The sequence below is a fragment of the Bradyrhizobium sp. GCM10028915 genome, from assembly GCF_042666195.1.
Lineage (GTDB): Bacteria > Pseudomonadota > Alphaproteobacteria > Rhizobiales > Xanthobacteraceae > Bradyrhizobium > Bradyrhizobium canariense_D.
Genome location: NZ_JBHTFN010000024.1, coordinates 200,251 through 217,458, shown reverse-complemented (window position 1 = coordinate 217,458; position 17,208 = coordinate 200,251). Strand labels below are relative to the sequence as shown.

The following is a 17,208-nucleotide window of genomic DNA, read 5'->3' as shown; positions in this document are numbered from 1 at the left end:
GTAAAGTTTTTCGCGAGGAGCGGGCGCTGAGGACGTTGAGTTGCCGACGTCTTCGGCGCCTGTTTCGTTTGGCGTGGGGGCACCGGGTGGTGCGATGAAGCGTCTGATCTTGACCAGTTCGTCCGGAGGCCAGCTCGCACGATCCGGGTTGGCGGAGCTTGTCATCTCATCCTCGTTTCACTTTGAGTGGGGACCGCTGCCCTCACCCGAGAAGCTCGCAGCCTATTTCGCGGCGCGTTCGGCGAATCTCGGGCCGGGTGATCATTGGTCCGATTGGGGCATCCGCTGGCCCAAGGGTATCAAGGACCGCAAAGACTTGTCCCTGGCAGACTTCTGCGAGCGATATGACGTGGTTGAACTTTGGTTCGACCCAGCTCCCCGGGATCAATTGCAGCTCGTCTGCCTGCTGGACCACCTCAGCTCCTGCTCCTCGCTGGTGCCAAAGCTTCGACTTCGACTTGTGTCATCCGAGCTGACGACAGCACACGGTGAGGATCTCGCTGCGTCCGAGCCGCACATCCATGTCGTGCCTGTTAGGGCCCAGGAGTTCGAGACTGCCCGGTTGGCGTGGTCGGCCTACCGCGCGATGACCCCTGAGGCGTGCGTCGTCCTTCACCAGGATCTCAGTGCATTGCTGATGCTGCGCCCGGCCTTGCTCGATCTCTTGGCAGAACTGCCGTCGCCTTTCACGGGTCTCGGTGCGACCGAGATGCGATTTCTGGAGCTCCTTGCCAGAGGGTTTGCAAACACGAATGCGTTGTTTCACCTGCGCTCGCAACGGCGCACATATGTGTTCGGAGAATTTGAGTTGGGTTCGTTGCTCGAGGGGCTCGCGCTCGGCCCCAAGCCCGTAGTGGCCGGGTTGGGCGACGAACTGCGCACGATCGATCGCGAAAATTTAAGAGCTCGGCACGAGGTCTATCTCCGCAGCCGGTTGTCGTTGACCGAGTTCGGCAGGGCCGTCCTGGCCCATCAGGAAGATTTCAGTCGCCACAATCCGATCGACCGCTGGTGGGGCGGCACGCACCTGACCAATGATCGGCTGTGGCGTTACGGTAATGTTTTGACGAAGCCTTGAGGCCACGGCATGACGCGGCTCATTGTCACGACCGACTCGTCCATCGCCGGCGCTATTCAACAGGCGGGCCTTGCCGACCTCGTGATTGCCATCGAGCGCCGGCTGGTCTGGGGACCGTTGCCAGCCGATGCAGAGCTGGACGCATTCTTTGCGCCGCGTACGACACAGCCCCGCGGGCTTCACTGGCTCGACGATACGCCGTCCTGGCGTCTCGAGGAATCAGGCGTGAAGGATCGAGGACTGATTGAACTGCTCGCGGAATATGACACGGTCGAGTTTTGGCGAGGGCCGGAGCCAAATGCGCAATTGATCCTGCTCTGGCTGCTCGATCATTGGGGCCGCCAACACGATGCAAATCCCGACTTTGTCGTGCGCTCCCTGTTCTTGGGTGTCAGGGATGTCGACCCACCGCGAAGCGAACTCTACCCGCCGGCTGTTGCGATCACACCTCGTCAACTCAAATCGGCCAAGCGTGCATGGCGGGCCTATCGCGCGCCGACCCCGCAAAGTTGGAGGGATCTCTTCAAGACCAATTTGAGCTGGCTGCCACAACTCGCCCCTCACGTGAGGGCTCTGCTCAACGAACTTCCGCGTCCCGCCTCAGGCCTTGGAGCCACGGAAGCGCGGATACTCCAGCTCATCGCGCGAGGCGGCATGCAGCCTTTCGATGTCTTTCCGGGCCATCAGAAGTGCAACGGGCTGGATGTGTATGGTTATTGGGAAGTTGGAGCGCTGCTTGACGGCCTTGCGCGGTGCGAGAGGCCGGCCGTGTCGGGACTGGATCAAGGTCCGTTTTCGCTAGAGATGCACAACGATTCAAGTCAGTTCGATCGGTGCGAGCGGTCGCAATTGACGCTGACCGAGTTCGGAAAGGCGGTGTTGGGAGGCGACCAGGATTTTCGCCGGCACAACCGGATTGATCGCTGGTGGGGCGGCACTCACCTGACCAACGAGCGACTCTGGCGGTGGGACCCCGAGACCCGCTCGTTGGTTGCGCCCTAAATGCGTGTTCCGTGCCGGAGGGTGGGTTAGCGAAGTGTAGCCCACCTCTTCCATTTCGCCAGAGACAGAAGTGGTGGGTTACGCCGGCGACTGCGCTTCGCGCAGCCGGTGGCTAACCCACCCTACAAAACGGTTACTCCGCCGCCTCCGCGTAATCGCTCACCGGCGGGCAGGAGCACACCAGGTTGCGGTCGCCATAGACGTTGTCGACGCGCCCGACCGGGCTCCAGTATTTGTCGGTGCGCGAGGTGCCCGCGGGGAAGCAGCCCTCGGCGCGGGTGTAGGCGCGCTTCCAGTCGTCATCCGCGATGTCGTGCACGGTGTGCGGGGCGTGGCGGAGCGGCGACGCCTCGATCTTGAAGCGGCCGGCCTCGACCTCGGCGATTTCCTTCCGGATCGCGATCATGGCATCGCAGAAACGGTCGAGCTCCGCCCTGGATTCCGACTCGGTCGGCTCGATCATCAGCGTGCCCGGCACCGGAAAACTCATGGTGGGCGCATGGAAGCCGTAATCGATCAGGCGCTTGGCGATGTCGTCGACGGTGACGCCTGAGGTCGTCTTCAGCGCGCGGGGATCGACGATACACTCGTGCGCGACGCGGCCCTTTTCGTTCTTGTAGAGCACCGGGAAGTGCGCATCGAGCCTTGCTGCGACGTAGTTGGCGTTGAGGATCGCGATCTCGGTGGCGCGCTTGAGGCCTTCGCCGCCCATCATCAGAATGTAGATGTAGGAGATGGTGAGGATCGAAGCCGAGCCGAACGGCGCGGCCGAGACCGGCCCCACGGGCGCTTTCCCATCCGTCGCGGGATGACCGGGCAAGAACGGCTTAAGGTGCGCCTTGACGCCGATCGGGCCCATGCCCGGGCCGCCGCCGCCATGCGGGATGCAGAAGGTCTTGTGCAGGTTGAGATGGCTGACATCGGCGCCGTAATCGCCGGGCCTGCTAAGGCCGACCTGCGCGTTGAGGTTGGCGCCGTCGAGATAAACCTGCCCGCCATGGCCATGCACGATGTCGCAGATCTCGCGGATGTGCTCCTCGAACACGCCATGGGTCGAGGGATAGGTGATCATGACGGCGGCGAGGTCGTTCGAATGCTTCTCGGCCTTGGCGCGGAGATCATTGACGTCGACGTCGCCGTTCTTCTCGCAGGCGACCACCACGACGTCCATGCCGACCATCGCGGCCGAGGCCGGGTTGGTGCCGTGGGCGGAGGAGGGGATCAGGCAGATCTTGCGATGCGTCTCGCCACGCGCCGCGTGATAGCCGCGGATGGCCAGAAGCCCGGCATATTCTCCTTGCGCGCCCGAGTTCGGCTGCAGCGAGATCGCGTCATAGCCGGTGATGTCGCACAGCCACTTCTCCAGGCGCGCGAACAGCGCGTGATAGCCGCGTGCCTGCTCGCGCGGGGCGAACGGATGCAGCGAGCCGAACTCGGGCCAGGTCAGCGGCATCACCTCGGTGGTCGCGTTCAGCTTCATGGTGCACGAGCCGAGCGGGATCATCGCGCGGTCGAGCGCGAGGTCGCGATCGCTGAGCTTGCGCATGTAGCGCAGCATCTCGGTTTCCGAGCGATGCGCGTGGAACACGGGGTGAGTGAGGAAAGAGGTCGCGCGCTTGAGCGTCTCCGGCAGCGCCTCGCGCGTGGTGGCGTCGATCTCGGCATAGGCAAGCTGGCCGCCGAAGGCGCGCCAGACCGCTTCGACCGTCGCGGGCGTGGTGGTCTCGTCGAGCGCGATGCGCAGAGCGCTCTCACCAATACCGAGATTGATCTTCTCGGCAGAGGCGCGCGCGACGATCTCGGCGCGTTTGCCACCTGCATCCACGCTGAGCGTGTCGAAGAAACTGTCGGACTGCAGCGCAAAGCCGAGCTTGCGCAGGCCGGCAGCCAGCACCGCCGTGCGGCGATGCACATTGCGCGCGATCTGCGAAAGGCCTTCGGGGCCGTGATAGACCGCATACATCGAGGCGATCACGGCGAGCAGCACCTGCGCGGTGCAGATGTTGGAGGTCGCCTTCTCGCGGCGGATGTGCTGCTCGCGGGTCTGCAGCGCGAGGCGATAGGCCGGCATTCCGCGCGAATCCACGGAGAGGCCGACGATGCGGCCGGGCAGCGAACGCTTCAGCGCATCGCGCACCGCCATATAGGCTGCGTGCGGCCCGCCATACCCCATCGGCACGCCAAAACGTTGCGCCGAGCCGATGGCGATGTCCGCGCCGAGCTCGCCGGGCGAGGCGAGCAGTGTCAGCGCCAGCAGATCGGCGGCAATGATCGCGAGTGCGCCCTTGGCCTTCAGGCTGGCGATCGCGGGCCTGAGGTCGCGCACAGCGCCTGACGAGCCCGGGTATTGCAGCAGCGCGCCAAGCACGTCCGTCTTGTCGAGATCGGTGAGGGGGTCGCCGACGACCAGGGTCCAGCCCAGCGGCTCCGCGCGGGTGCGCATCACGGCGAGCGTCTGCGGATGCACGTCCTTGTCGACGAAGAAGGCCTTTGCTTCGACCCGCGAGTGCCGCTCGGCGAGTGCCATCGCTTCGGCGGCCGCGGTGGCTTCGTCGAGCAGCGAGGCGTTGGCGACGTCGAGCCCGGTGAGGTCACAGATCATGGTCTGGAAGTTGAGCAGCGCCTCCAGCCGGCCCTGGCTGATCTCGGGCTGGTAGGGCGTGTAGGCCGTGTACCAGGCCGGGCTCTCCAAGATGTTGCGCTGGATCACCGCGGGCAGGATCGTGCCAGAATAGCCCTGGCCAATCAACGAGGTGAAGACCTGGTTCTGGGCGGCGAGTTCGGCCATATGCGCGATCGCCTCGGTCTCGCTCAAGGGCTTGCCGAGATCGAGTGGAGCAGTCTGCCGGATCGAAGCCGGCAGCGTCTGCGCCATCAGCGCGTCGACGCTGTTTGCGCCGACGGCCTCGAGCATCGCGGTGACGTCGCGCGTGGAGGGGCCGATGTGGCGGCGAACGAAGCTCGTGGTATCGCCGTTGGATTTGCGGTGCGCGGTCATCATGGGTCCTCGCTAGGAGTTGCTGTCATCGCCCGCGAAGGCGGGCGATCCAGTACGCCGCGGCCTCTCGGCTCTAGCCGAAGCGGCTGCGTTTACTGGATGCCCCGCCTTCGCGGGGCATGACAGTGAGTATGGGGAGACGGCTCGGCTCATATCTTCACGCCGTGTGGGCCTTGTACGCCGCTTCATCCATGAGGCCGCCGAGCTCGCTCTTGTCGGCCATCTTGATCTTGAAGAACCACGCATTGCCCTGCGCGTCCGAGTTCACCAGCGCCGGCTCGCTCGCGAGCTCGGGGTTGGTCTCGAGCACCTCACCGCTAACAGGCGCGTAGACGTCCGATGCGGCCTTGACCGATTCCACGACAGCGGCGGCTTCCGCCTTCTTCAGCACGCGGCCGAGCTTGGGCAATTCGACGAACACGACGTCGCCGAGCTGCGATTGCGCGTAGTCGGTGATCCCGACGGTGGCGACATCGCCGTCGATCGCGAGCCATTCGTGGTCGGAGGTGTAGAGCGTCGTGGTCATTTTCTCGGTCCTCAGCGTTTGTAGGTGTTTTTCACGAAGGGCATGGCGGCGATTTGCACGGCCAGGCGTTGGCCGCGCACCTCGGCGAAGAGTTTTGTGTCGATCGCGCTCGATGCGGTGGGCACATAGCCCATCGCGACCGGCGCATTCAGGCTCGGGCCGAAACCGCCCGAGGTGACCTTTCCGATCGGCTCGGCGGAGGTCGCATCCGCAAACAGCAGCGCGCCTTCGCGCACCGGCGCGCGGCCCTCGGTGCGCAGGCCGACGCGGCGGCGGGATGCGCCATGGTCGAAATGGGCGAGAATCTTTGCCGCGCCGGGGAAGCCCCCGCCACGCGCGCCGCCGGTGCGGCGGCTCTTCTGCACCGACCATTCCAGTGCCGCCTCGACCGGCGTGGTCGCGGTGTCGATGTCGTGGCCGTAAAGACAAAGCCCGGCCTCGAGCCGCAGGCTGTCACGGGCGCCGAGCCCGATCGGCATGACGTCAGGATTGTCCAGCAGGGCCTTGGCGAGCCGTTCGGCATCGCCGGCAGGAACCGAAATCTCGAAGCCGTCCTCGCCGGTATAGCCGGAGCGCGAGACGAAGCAGTCGAGGCCGGCAACCTTGTGCGGGCCGGAATCCATGAATTTCATGGCGGGCGCCTCTGCACATAATTTCGCCAGCGCCGATTCCCCCTTCGGCCCCTGCAGCGCGATCAGCGCGCGGTCAGCCAGCTGCTCGATGACGCAATCGTCCGAGAGATTCGCGCGCAGATGCGCCTCGTCCTCGGCCTTGCAGGCGGCGTTGACGACCAGGAAGAGGTGATCGCCGAAATTGGCGACCATCAGATCATCCAGAATCCCGCCCTCGGCATTGGTGAACTGGGCGTAGCGCTGCCGGCCAGGCGCGATCGCCATGATATCCTGCGGCACCAGCCGTTCCAGCGCGCGGGCGGCGTCCTCGACCTTGCCGGATTTCGGCCGGAGCGCGATCTGGCCCATGTGGGAGACGTCGAACAGGCCGGCTGCGTTGCGGGTATGAAGGTGCTCCTTCAGGACTCCGGCCGGATATTGCACGGGCATGTCATAGCCCGCGAACGGCACCATCTTGCCGCCGAGCGAGACATGCAGGTTGTAAAGGGGGGTGCGTTTCAGGGAGTCTTTGTCGTCACGCGCAAGCATCGGGGGGCCCTCGGCGGTTCCCCGGGAACGATTTCCCGTGGACACCAGTCGAAGCCCCATCTGTCGCTGTGCCTGAGAGTATTATCCCGTCGGCGGACGCTGTCCGGACCTAAACCCGTCGGCGCCTCTTTCCAGATGCTGTCAAAGCCACGCGGTCCTTTTGCCTGAGAGTTTCCGGGGCGGTTGCTCCTTCGGCGCCGGCACCAGTGCCGGTCTCTCCCGACGTGGCCGTACGATACAGATGGGTAAAGACCACAGGCCGGCCAAGCCTGTCAACGCGGCATCGGCGGCTTTCCAACGGGATTACGCGACTGCGGCAACGCCTTGATCTCTCTGCACAGTTTCTGGACAGCGAAGCTGGCCTTGTCTAAAAGCGCATTGGCCCGCAGATATCAGCCCAAACTTGCGGTTTGGGTGGCTGGAAGGCGGGTGCAAGCACACCCGATTGGATGAACATGAGCGGCGTCAACGAGATCAGGTCGACCTTTCTGAACTTCTTTGCCGAGAACGGCCACGAGATCGTGTCGTCCTCGCCATTGGTGCCGCGCAACGATCCGACGTTGATGTTCACCAATGCCGGCATGGTGCAGTTCAAGAACGTCTTCACCGGCGTCGAGAAGCGGCCCTATCAGCGCGCCACCACCTCGCAGAAATGCGTGCGCGCCGGCGGCAAGCACAATGACCTCGACAATGTCGGCTACACCGCGCGCCATCTCACCTTCTTCGAGATGCTCGGCAACTTCTCCTTCGGCGACTATTTCAAGGAGCGCGCGATCGAGCTGGCCTGGACGCTGATCACGAAGGAATTCGGGCTCAAGAAAGACAAGCTGCTCGTCACGGTCTACCACACCGACGACGAGGCGGCCGGGCTGTGGAAGAAGATCGCGGGCTTCTCCGAGGACCGCATCATCCGCATCCCGACCTCGGACAATTTCTGGGCGATGGGCGACACCGGCCCGTGCGGGCCGTGCTCGGAGATCTTCATCGATCGCGGCGAGCACATCTGGGGCGGGCCTCCGGGCTCGCCTGAGGAGGATGGCGATCGCTTCCTCGAATTCTGGAATCTCGTCTTCATGCAGTACGAGCAGGTGACGAAGGAGGAGCGCGTGGCGCTGCCGCGTCCCTCGATCGACACCGGCATGGGACTGGAGCGCATGGCCTGCATCATGCAGGGCGTCGACAGCGTGTTCGAGACCGACCTGTTCCGTCATTTGATCGACGCAACGGCGTCGGCTCTGGGAAGCGGACCGGACGAGAAGACCGTGGCCTCGTTCCGCGTCATCGCCGACCATCTGCGTTCGTCGGCCTTCCTCGTCGCCGACGGCGTGCTGCCCTCGAACGAGGGCCGCGGTTATGTGCTGCGCCGGATCATGCGCCGCGCGATGCGCCATGCGCAGCTGCTCGGTGCGCAAGAGCCGCTGATGCATCGGCTGGTCTGGGCGCTGGTGCGCGAGATGGGCCAGGCCTATCCGGATTTGATGCGCGCGGAAAATTTGATCGAGGAAACGCTGCGGCTGGAAGAAACCCGCTTCCGCAAGACGCTGACGCGCGGCCTCGCCATTCTCGACGAGAAGAGCGCGTCCTTGAAGAAGGGCGACATGTTCGACGGCGACGTCGCCTTCACGCTGTACGACACTTACGGCTTCCCGCTCGATTTGACGCAGGACGCGCTGAAGTCGCGCGGCATCAGCGTCGACCAGGCTTCCTTCACCGACGCGATGGAGCGTCAGAAGGCCAAGGCGCGCGAGTCCTGGAAGGGGTCGGGCGAAGCGGCTTCCGAATCGATCTGGTTCCCGCTGCGTGAGAAGCTGGGCGCAACCGAATTCCTGGGTTACGAGACCGAGAGCGCTGAAGGCGTGGTGACTGCGCTGGTCAAGGACGGCAAGGAAGCCACGAGCCTCAAGGCCGGCGAGACGGGCGCGATCGTGCTGAACCAGACGCCGTTCTACGCGGAGTCCGGCGGCCAGGTCGGCGACACCGGCGTATTGACCGGCGAGGGCGGCATCAAATTCCGCGTCACCGACACCCAGAAGAAGCTCGGTGATTTCTTCGTTCACGTCGGCACATTGGAGAGCGGCGAGCTGAAGCTCGGCACCGCGCTGCAGCTCGAAGTGGATCACGGCAGGCGCTTTTCGATCCGCGCGCATCATTCGGCGACCCATCTCATCCACGAGGCGCTGCGCCAGGTGCTCGGCGACCACATCGCCCAGCGCGGCTCGATGGTCGCGCCGGATCGGCTGCGTTTCGACTTCGTGCATCCGAAGCCGATCACGGCGGAAGAGCTCGCGCGCGTCGAGGACATCGCCAACGAGGTGGTGCTGGAGAATGACGAAGTCTCGACCCGCGTCATGGGCGTGGACGAGGCCCGTGAGGCCGGCGCACGCGCCCTGTTCGGCGAGAAATATGGCGACGAGGTTCGCGTCGTCTCGATGGGCCGGACCGCGCGCGAGCGCGGCGCCAACGCACTCGGCTGGTCGGTCGAACTTTGCGGCGGCACGCATGTCAGGCGGACCGGCGACATCGGGCTGATCACGCTGACGGGCGAGAGCGCGGTCGCCTCCGGCGTGCGCCGCATCGAGGCTTTAACCGGCAACTACGCGCGAAAACACGCCAACGACACCATGGCGCTGGCGAAGACCGCGGCCCACGAGCTGCGCACCTCGATCGACGACGTCCCGGCGCGCATTGCCGCTCTGATGGAGGAGCGCAAGAAGCTCGAGCGCGAACTCTCCGACGCCCGCAAGAAGCTGGCGATGGGCGGCGGTGCAGCTTCGAGCAACGGCGCGGCCTCAGGTGTGCGCGAAGTCGGCGACGTCAAGCTGATGGCGCGCGCGGTCGAGGGCATCGAGATGAAGGATCTCAAGAGCCTTGCCGACGACGGCAAGAAGCAGATCGGCTCCGGCGTCGTCGCTATCGTCGGCGTCACCGAGGATGGCAAGGCCGGCGTCGTGGTCGGCGTCACCGCGGACCTCACTTCGCGTTTCAATGCGGTCAATCTGGTGAAGGTCGCCTCCGAAGCGCTCGGCGGCAAGGGCGGCGGCGGGCGGCCCGACATGGCGCAGGCCGGCGGCCCTGATGGCGCGAATGCGGCCGCGGCGCTCACGGCGATCGAAAAAGCCATGGCTGAACAAAAATCGGCCGGCGCGTAGGCAGGTGCGCCCCGTTCCGCGAGGAATTGGGCTTCGCGATCCCAATCTGAGGGATCGCCTCTACGAATTGCTGGAGCATGATCCGCTGGCCTACTCGGTCGGGTCGCGCTTCATCCAGCTGATCATCGGCGTCATCGTGCTCGATGTCGCCGCGATGATCCTTGCCTCGGTGCCGGAGCTGGACGCGCAATTCGGCGCGCTGTTTTCGGCGATCACCATCCTGTCCGTGATCGTGTTCGCGCTGGAATATGCGGCGCGGCTGTGGACGGTGGCGGGCCATACCCAGCGCCCGGCGTCCGCGCTGTCCGACCGGCTCAGCTATGTCTTCTCCGCACTCGGCATCATCGATCTGCTCGCGTTCCTGCCGGCTGCGGTCGTGCTCGCTACGGGCCGGCATGCGACGCTGGCAGCGCTCGGCGTGCTGCCGTTCTTCAAGCTGGTGCGCTACTCGCCGGCGATGCGCTCGCTGCTCGCGGCCGTGCACGCGGAGCGGCGGGCGCTGATCGGCTGCATCGTCATCCTGATCGGCGCGGTTCTGACGTTTGCCTCGCTGCTCTATGCCATCGAGCGCGACGTGCAGCCGGACAAGCTCGGCACCATTCCGCAGGCGATGTGGTGGGCGATCGTGACGCTCGGCACCGTCGGTTACGGCGACGTCGTGCCGGTGACGGCGCTCGGAAAGTTCATCTCCGTCTTCACCATCATCAGTGGATTTGCCATGATCGCGCTGCCGGTCGCGATCATCTCGACGGCCTTTGCGGAAGAGGTGAAGCGGCGGGACTTTGTCGTCACCTGGGGCATGCTGGCGCGGGTGCCGCTGTTCTCGCATCTCAGCGCATCCGAGATCGCCGACATCATGCGGCTGCTGCGGGCGCGCACGATCGAGCAGGGCGAGATCCTGGTGCGGCGGGGCGATGCGGCTTCGTCGATGTATTTCATCACCGCCGGCGAGGTCGAGATCGCGCTGCCGAACCAGCAGGTGCGGCTCGCGGATGGCACCTTCTTCGGCGAGATCGCGCTGCTGCACAAGACAAAACGCAGCGGCACGGTGACGGCGACACGCAAGACCCGGCTGCTGGTGCTCGACGCCCAGGATTTTCACGCCTTGATCGAACGCATGCCGACGCTCGCCGCGCACGTCCACAAGACGGCGAAGGCGCGACTGGAGGGCAGCGGCGACCTTGCAGTGGCGGAGCTGGCGCAGGCGGAGCGCGAAGACACCGACCGCTGAGGGCTCAGCCCTTCTTCAGGAAGACGTAGTCGGCTGAATAGGGCGCGCTCTTGAAGTCGCCGGCCTTGTCGCACGCGCCGTCGAGCTTGCCGCCATGGGTGTTGATGCGCTGAACCGTGGTAACGGGCGTGAGGACGCCGCTGCCGCGGTGGGCGGTCACTTCCAGCTTCAGCCAGGGAATGTCGGCGGCAGTGGTACCCGGCGCATTGCCGGCGGCCTTGGCGGCCACGGCGCTGCCGTCGGCATGCTCCCAGTTCGGTCCGGCATAGTGCCGGCCGATCGTCTTGCCCTCGGCGAGCAGGGTGGCGATCGGTTCACGAAAAGCCCAGGCGAGCTTGCCGTCGGTGCCGGCCTTGCATTCATAGACCTGCGCGCCCTCGGCGTGGACGCTGAGCACGATGCTCTCGCCGAGCGCGGCGATGGCGTCGGGAAGCGGGTCGGCGGCCACAGCCGGTCCAGCGAGCAGCAACAGGCAGGGGACGGCAAGCTTGATCGACATGGTCGCATCTCCGCGCAAAGGTCCAAATAAGCGAACGGGCCGCGCTTGCGACGCGGCCCGTGATGATGTCCGGCCCAGTCGGGCGAAATTGCGGACGGCTTACGCTGCCAGCGCCTTCCCGAGGTTCTCGGCGACCTTGTCGAGGAAGCCGGTGGTCGAGAGCCAGCGCTGGTCGGCGCCGACCAGGAGCGCGAGGTCCTTGGTCATGTAGCCTTCCTCGACAGTGTCGACGCAGACCTTCTCCAGGGTGTTGGCGAACTTGGCGAGCTCGGCATTGTTGTCGAGCTTGGCGCGGTGCGACAGGCCGCGGGTCCAGGCGAAGATCGACGCGATCGAGTTGGTCGAGGTCTCCTTGCCCTTCTGGTGCTCGCGATAGTGGCGGGTCACAGTGCCGTGGGCGGCTTCGGCTTCCACCGTCTTGCCGTCGGGAGTGAGGAGGACCGAGGTCATCAGGCCGAGCGAGCCGTAGCCCTGCGCCACCGTGTCGGACTGCACGTCGCCGTCGTAGTTCTTACAGGCCCAGACATAGCCGCCGGACCATTTCAGCGCCGAAGCGACCATGTCATCGATCAGGCGGTGCTCGTAGGTCAAGCCCTTGGCGTCGAACTCCTTCTTGAACTCGCGCTCGTAGATGTCCTGGAAGATGTCCTTGAAGCGGCCGTCATAGACCTTCATGATCGTGTTCTTGGTCGAGAGATAGACCGGGTAGTTGCGCAGCAGGCCGTAGTTCAACGAAGCGCGGGCGAAGTCGATGATGGAGTCGTCGAGATTGTACATCTGCATCGCGACGCCGGCGCCCGGGGTCTTGAACACTTCCTTCTCGATGACGGTGCCGTCCTCGCCGACGAACTTCATCGTCAGCGTACCCTTGCCCGGGAACTTGATGTCGGTGGCGCGATACTGGTCGCCATAGGCGTGGCGGCCGATGATGATCGGCTTGGTCCAGCCGGGAACCAGGCGCGGCACGTTCTTGCAGATGATCGGCTCGCGGAAGATCACGCCGCCGAGGATGTTGCGGATGGTGCCGTTCGGCGACTTCCACATCTGCTTGAGGTTAAACTCCTTCACCCGGGCTTCGTCCGGGGTGATGGTGGCGCACTTGACGCCGACGCCGACCTTCTTGATCGCCTCGGCGGCGTCGATCGTGACCTGATCGTTGGTGTGGTCGCGGTACTCCATTCCCAGGTCGAAATATTGCAGCTCGACATCGAGGAACGGGTTGATCAGCTTGTCCTTGATGTACTGCCAGATGATCCGGGTCATCTCGTCGCCATCGAGTTCGACGACGGGGTTGGACACCTTGATTTTTGCCATGATCGGGGAAGCCTCTTGGGAACGGCGCTTGTGGCGCGCCACGGGAATATCCGCCGCCTCTTAGCACCGGGACGCCGCCGGCGAAAGCCAAGGGATTATGCACTTTTAGCTCATCCAGCCTCCGCAGATGGGGGGCGGGAGCAGCCCTGCCGCGGGGACCGGGCTGAGGTATCAGGCGAGATTCAAAAGTCGAATCCAACCCGTTATTTCCCTTGAGAATTTTGTCAGGACAGGCAAACGACAGGCGAACGGGCAGCCGGCCCAAGACCGAAGTCAAGACCAGGTCAGGACCGGCCTTGAATCAGTTCATGAAGAGCGCCTGTCCAAGACCTTGAGAACCAGTGTGAAAGCGAAGCGAGATGTCCGGGACTGACAAGAGCAAGGCGGGCCTTTCCCTCGACGGTCCCATCGTGATCCTGGTCGAGCCGCAGCTGGGCGAAAACATCGGCATGGCCGCGCGCGCCATGGGCAATTTCGCGCTGAGCCGATTGCGCATCGTCAACCCTCGCGACGGCTGGCCCAACATCGCCGCCCAGCGCGCCGCCGCCGGGGCCGACTATATTCTGGACAAGGTCGAATTGTTTGACACGGTCGGTGAGGCCGTCGCCGACCTCGACCTGCTGTTCGCCACCACCGCGCGTCCCCACGACCAGGCCAAGCCGGTGGTGGGACCGGAAGCCGCAGCTAGCGAGATTTCCGGGCACGCCGCCGCCGGCGGCAAGGCCGGTATCCTGTTCGGCCGGGAGCGCTGGGGCCTGACCAATGAGGAGGTCGGGCTCGCCAACCGCATCATTACCTTCCCGGTCAATCCGGGCTTTGCCTCGCTCAACCTCGCCCAAGCGGTGCTGCTGGTCGGCTACGAATGGTTCAAGCGGGCGACCTCCGGCGAGCTGCCGCACGCCATGCCGGAGCGCTCCGAGCGCGCCTCGCAGCACCAGATGCAGGCCTTCTTCGACAATTTGATCCGCGAGCTCGACCGGGTGGAATTTTTGCGCCCGGCCGAGAAGCGCGACACCATGCTGGTGAACCTGCGCAACATCTTCACCCGGATGGAGCCGACCAAACAGGACATGCACACCCTCCATGGGGTGGTGATGGCGATCGCGGAAGGGCGCAAGGGCCCGGCCAAAGGCGGCGTGCTCGACGGCGAGCAGGCAACGCGGCTGCGTGCGCTTCTGGCCGAGCACGGTCAGGGCGGCGGCGTCCCTGACAGCGGCTCCACCGTGCGCGGCCTCGCCCGTCTGCTCCGCCGCAACCCAACCGATGCCGAGCGGCTGCTGTGGCAGGCCCTTACACGCGACCGCCGCTTCGCAGGCCAGTTCAAGCGCCAGACTCCTGTGGGGCGGCATATCCCGGACTTCGTCTCGTTCCCGCACCGGATCGCGATCGAACTGGTGAACACGGGCGAGAACGAGACGATCGTCGCGGATCGCGCGTCGCGGCGGGCGTGGCTCGAGGCGCGCGATTATCGCGTGATCGAGATGCGGGCTGCGGACGTGGAGCGGGATCTCGAGGCGGAGCTGGTACGGTTGCAGGGGATGATCGAGGAGAGCGTGTAGATTTCGTCGGGAAGCAGAGCGAATGGTCTCTGTCGCTCACCTTGGCCGATCAGGGCCGGTTCAGCGCTGGAAGACCACCTTGCCGCCGACCAGGGTCAGGTCCACCTTGATGTCCTTGATCTGCTCCTCCGGCACGGCCGCGTAGTCAGCAGAGAGCACCACGATGTCCGCCAGCTTTCCGGGCTCAATGGTCCCTTTGCGCGCTTCATCGAACGTATAACGCGAAGCCGCGCTGCTGTAGAGCCGGAGGGCCTGCTCGCGCGTGATGGTTTCTGCCGAGCCGTAGACGTTTCCGTTGGGGTCCTTCCTGGTGACCATGATGTACATGTTGAGGAAGGGGTTGATCGGGTTGACCGGAAAATCCGTCCCGGCGCCGAGGCTGTTGAGCCCCATTTTTTCGATCAACGTCCTAGTCGGCACGGCGCGGTCGGCGGTTGCTTTCCCGAGAAATCGTTCGACGGTCGCTCCCTTATCCCACATGAAAACGTTCTGGAAATCTATGCGGACTCCCAGTCTTTGCGCACGCTCCATCTGTTCTGGCCGGATCAGGCTGGCGTGGATGAGGACGAAGCGACGGTCGCGGATCGATTTTTCTTTATCCGCTGCCTCGAAGGCATCGAGCACCTGGTCAATACCCAGATCGCCCACCACGTGGACACCGACACGCCAGTCATAACGGTTGCAGACGGAGATGAGTTGCTTCAGCCGCTCGGGAGTCTGCTGCGTGATGCCGTGATAGTTGTCGTGTGAATCGGGATACACGTCACGCATGAGCGCTGTCTTCAGCGTCATGCCGCCGTCGTAAAAGATCTTGATGCCCGCGAACTTGAGCCAATCGTCGCCGAAGCCTGATGAGGCCCCATTGCCTGACATGATCGCTTCCCATGCCGTCACATCGGCTGGGGGCTCCGGTCGAAACATCACGCCGGTGCGCAAAGTGGCTTTCCCGGCTGCGACAAGCTTCTGCAGCGTGCGGACATCGCGCGGCTCTGTTGCGCCTTCGATCACACTGGTGATGCCGAAGCTGTTCAGCACACCTTCGGCGATGGTGAATTGCCGCATTTCGTCGTCTTCTGTCCAGGGTGGTACGGCCTTCTCGACCCGATCGATCGCCGTCTCCACGAGCACGCCGGTCAATTCACCGGCTGCGTCGCGTTCAAACTTTCCACCACTCGGATCCGAGGTGGTCTTGTCGACACCGACCACTTGTAGAGCCATGGTGTTCGCCATCGAGAAATGCCCGACGGTGCGAAGATAGACCGGGTTGTTCGGAGCAACGCTATCGATCTCCTGCCTCGTGAGATAGCGCTTCTCGGCCAATTGCGAGGGCGGGTGCCACGCGCCACCTACAATCCACTCACCCGGCTTCTTCTTGGTGACGAACGATTTGATGGCCTCGAGCGCGTCCGCAACGGTCTTGGCTCGGCCCAGGGTTACGACATAGTCGCCCAGACCAGCGGCCTTGAAGTGAGCGTGTGTATCGATCAATCCGGGGATGACGGTCTTGCCAGACACATCGAGCACGCGGGTCCGGGCGCCTGCAAGCGCCTTGATCGAAGCACTGGTTCCGGTCGCGATGATCTTTCCATCCGCGACGGCGACTGCCTCCGTGACGGTCGATCGGTCGTCTAAGGTCAGAACCTTGCCATTAACGAGGACCAGGTCAGGCGCATTAAGCTCCGGCTGCTGTGCCTCGGCATTTGCGACGCCAGCGATGAACATGCCCGTAGCAAGGATTGCAAATGCCTTTAACTTGCGGACCATCGCGTACCCTCTTGGATCTTTTTTGCTTGGCGACAACTGCAAGAGTATCTTTGATTAAACGTGGGTTCAACGCTTCTCGAGGCTTGGCAGCGTCGCACGGTGGCCAAAGTGGAGTGCTCCCGTGGTTAGCTGGAAAGCTGGCCCTCCTGGTACCGGGCACCCATGTCCCCTCTACGAAGGACGTCCGAGCTGCACTTCGCGCTGGACCGCAATCCATGTCGCTCGCGCCACCGCCAGCAATCTCCCGGCTTCATCGTGAAGCGCAGCTTCGGCCGCGCGTTTGCGGCCGTCGCGGCCGATGGGCCAGGCCGTGATGATGCAGCGTTCTCCCGGGCGCGGGCGGGCTTCGATCCGTGCTGACATTCGCCCCAGCAGCAGCGGTGCCTTGTCGAAGCCGCCGCTCTGTGGATCGCAATTGCAGGCAAAACCGGTGGGGCAGTCGAGCGCCGACCAGAGGAATTCCGGCGCGACGAGGCCGTCGTCGGCGGCGAGATTCTGATCCGGCGTCCAGCTCGCCGCGAGAACGGCGTTGTGACCACGGAGCGAGCCGGCAAAAATGCGCAAGCCGTCGCCTTTCGCCCTTGCCGGACCGCAGAAGAAACATGTCGGCAATGGATGCTCGTGCGGCTTCACCGGGGTCAGCAGTTCGGCGGCGCAGGCTTCCTCGAAGCTGGCTGTCTCCAGCCGCTTGAGCTCGACGCTTGCCGGCTGCCCGGTCGCGACGATCTTGTCGCCGTCGCGAAGCTCCCATGTGCCGTCGTCGGTTGCGGCCGCATCGAGCGGTGTGTCCAGCGGCGGCGGTGCGCGCAGCGTTATCTCCGCGGCGCCGGGAATGTGGCGGGCGAGCCGGCCGCAGACATAGCCGCCGTTGCCGGAGTTGGGAGGACCGCAAAAGCGCTTGTCGATGATAATCTGTGTCATCGGTTTG

At 64.4% G+C, this 17,208-nt stretch carries 12 protein-coding genes and 1 riboswitch; of the genes, 5 read left to right on the top strand and 7 right to left on the bottom strand.

The annotated features are described in order from the left end of the window. Window positions 1-94 precede the first annotated feature (94 nt). Entirely contained in the window at window positions 95-1,078 is a 984-nt protein-coding gene (locus ACFQX9_RS15810; protein WP_377789337.1) for a hypothetical protein, read from the top strand. Window positions 1,079-1,087: 9 nt separating this feature from the next. Continuing rightward, on the top strand, window positions 1,088-2,080 hold the full coding sequence (locus tag ACFQX9_RS15805; RefSeq protein ID WP_377789335.1) for a hypothetical protein: 993 nt from the start codon (window positions 1,088-1,090) through the stop codon (window positions 2,078-2,080). Between the two features lie 133 nt (window positions 2,081-2,213). Here ACFQX9_RS15805 and gcvP read toward each other — a convergent pair whose 3' ends face one another. The 3 genes from gcvP to gcvT all read right to left on the bottom strand — a co-directional run bounded on the left by gcvP (window position 2,214) and on the right by gcvT (window position 6,764). Next, window positions 2,214-5,078: an aminomethyl-transferring glycine dehydrogenase gene (gene gcvP / locus ACFQX9_RS15800; protein WP_377789534.1), complete on the bottom strand. Its 2,865-nt coding sequence runs from the start codon at window positions 5,076-5,078 to the stop codon at window positions 2,214-2,216. 157 nt (window positions 5,079-5,235) lie between these two features. Next, window positions 5,236-5,604, bottom strand: coding sequence for a glycine cleavage system protein GcvH (gene gcvH, locus ACFQX9_RS15795; protein ID WP_085349374.1), 369 nt, complete (start codon window positions 5,602-5,604; stop codon window positions 5,236-5,238). Between the two features lie 11 nt (window positions 5,605-5,615). After that, complete coding sequence (gcvT, locus tag ACFQX9_RS15790; protein WP_377789333.1) at window positions 5,616-6,764, bottom strand: glycine cleavage system aminomethyltransferase GcvT; 1,149 nt, start codon at window positions 6,762-6,764, stop codon at window positions 5,616-5,618. A 143-nt stretch (window positions 6,765-6,907) separates the two neighbouring features. Beyond that, a riboswitch (glycine riboswitch) is annotated at window positions 6,908-6,996 on the bottom strand. 223 nt (window positions 6,997-7,219) lie between these two features. On the opposite strand from gcvT, the gene alaS reads away from it, so the two are divergent. Next, window positions 7,220-9,913 (top strand): alanine--tRNA ligase, encoded by a 2,694-nt coding sequence (alaS, locus tag ACFQX9_RS15785; RefSeq protein WP_377789331.1) that lies wholly within the window; start codon window positions 7,220-7,222, stop codon window positions 9,911-9,913. 4 nt (window positions 9,914-9,917) lie between these two features. After that, window positions 9,918-11,144: a cyclic nucleotide-gated ion channel gene (locus ACFQX9_RS15780; protein ID WP_247392666.1), complete on the top strand. Its 1,227-nt coding sequence runs from the start codon at window positions 9,918-9,920 to the stop codon at window positions 11,142-11,144. Between the two features lie 4 nt (window positions 11,145-11,148). On the opposite strand, the gene ACFQX9_RS15775 is transcribed toward ACFQX9_RS15780, so the two are convergent. Both ACFQX9_RS15775 and ACFQX9_RS15770 read right to left on the bottom strand, forming a co-directional pair. Next, complete coding sequence (locus ACFQX9_RS15775) at window positions 11,149-11,643, bottom strand: DUF3455 domain-containing protein (RefSeq protein WP_377789329.1); 495 nt, start codon at window positions 11,641-11,643, stop codon at window positions 11,149-11,151. Between the two features lie 99 nt (window positions 11,644-11,742). Continuing rightward, the gene (locus ACFQX9_RS15770) at window positions 11,743-12,957 is read right to left on the bottom strand and encodes an NADP-dependent isocitrate dehydrogenase (RefSeq protein WP_018456365.1); all 1,215 of its coding nucleotides are present in this window, start codon (window positions 12,955-12,957) and stop codon (window positions 11,743-11,745) included. A gap of 359 nt (window positions 12,958-13,316) precedes the next feature. On the opposite strand from ACFQX9_RS15770, the gene ACFQX9_RS15765 reads away from it, so the two are divergent. Continuing rightward, window positions 13,317-14,516: a TrmJ/YjtD family RNA methyltransferase gene (locus ACFQX9_RS15765; RefSeq protein ID WP_247491183.1), complete on the top strand. Its 1,200-nt coding sequence runs from the start codon at window positions 13,317-13,319 to the stop codon at window positions 14,514-14,516. A gap of 60 nt (window positions 14,517-14,576) precedes the next feature. Here ACFQX9_RS15765 and ACFQX9_RS15760 read toward each other — a convergent pair whose 3' ends face one another. Both ACFQX9_RS15760 and ACFQX9_RS15755 read right to left on the bottom strand, forming a co-directional pair. Then, window positions 14,577-16,280 (bottom strand): amidohydrolase, encoded by a 1,704-nt coding sequence (locus ACFQX9_RS15760; RefSeq protein ID WP_377789326.1) that lies wholly within the window; start codon window positions 16,278-16,280, stop codon window positions 14,577-14,579. 171 nt (window positions 16,281-16,451) lie between these two features. Next, entirely contained in the window at window positions 16,452-17,201 is a 750-nt protein-coding gene (locus ACFQX9_RS15755; protein ID WP_377789324.1) for a PaaI family thioesterase, read from the bottom strand. Window positions 17,202-17,208 lie beyond the last annotated feature (7 nt).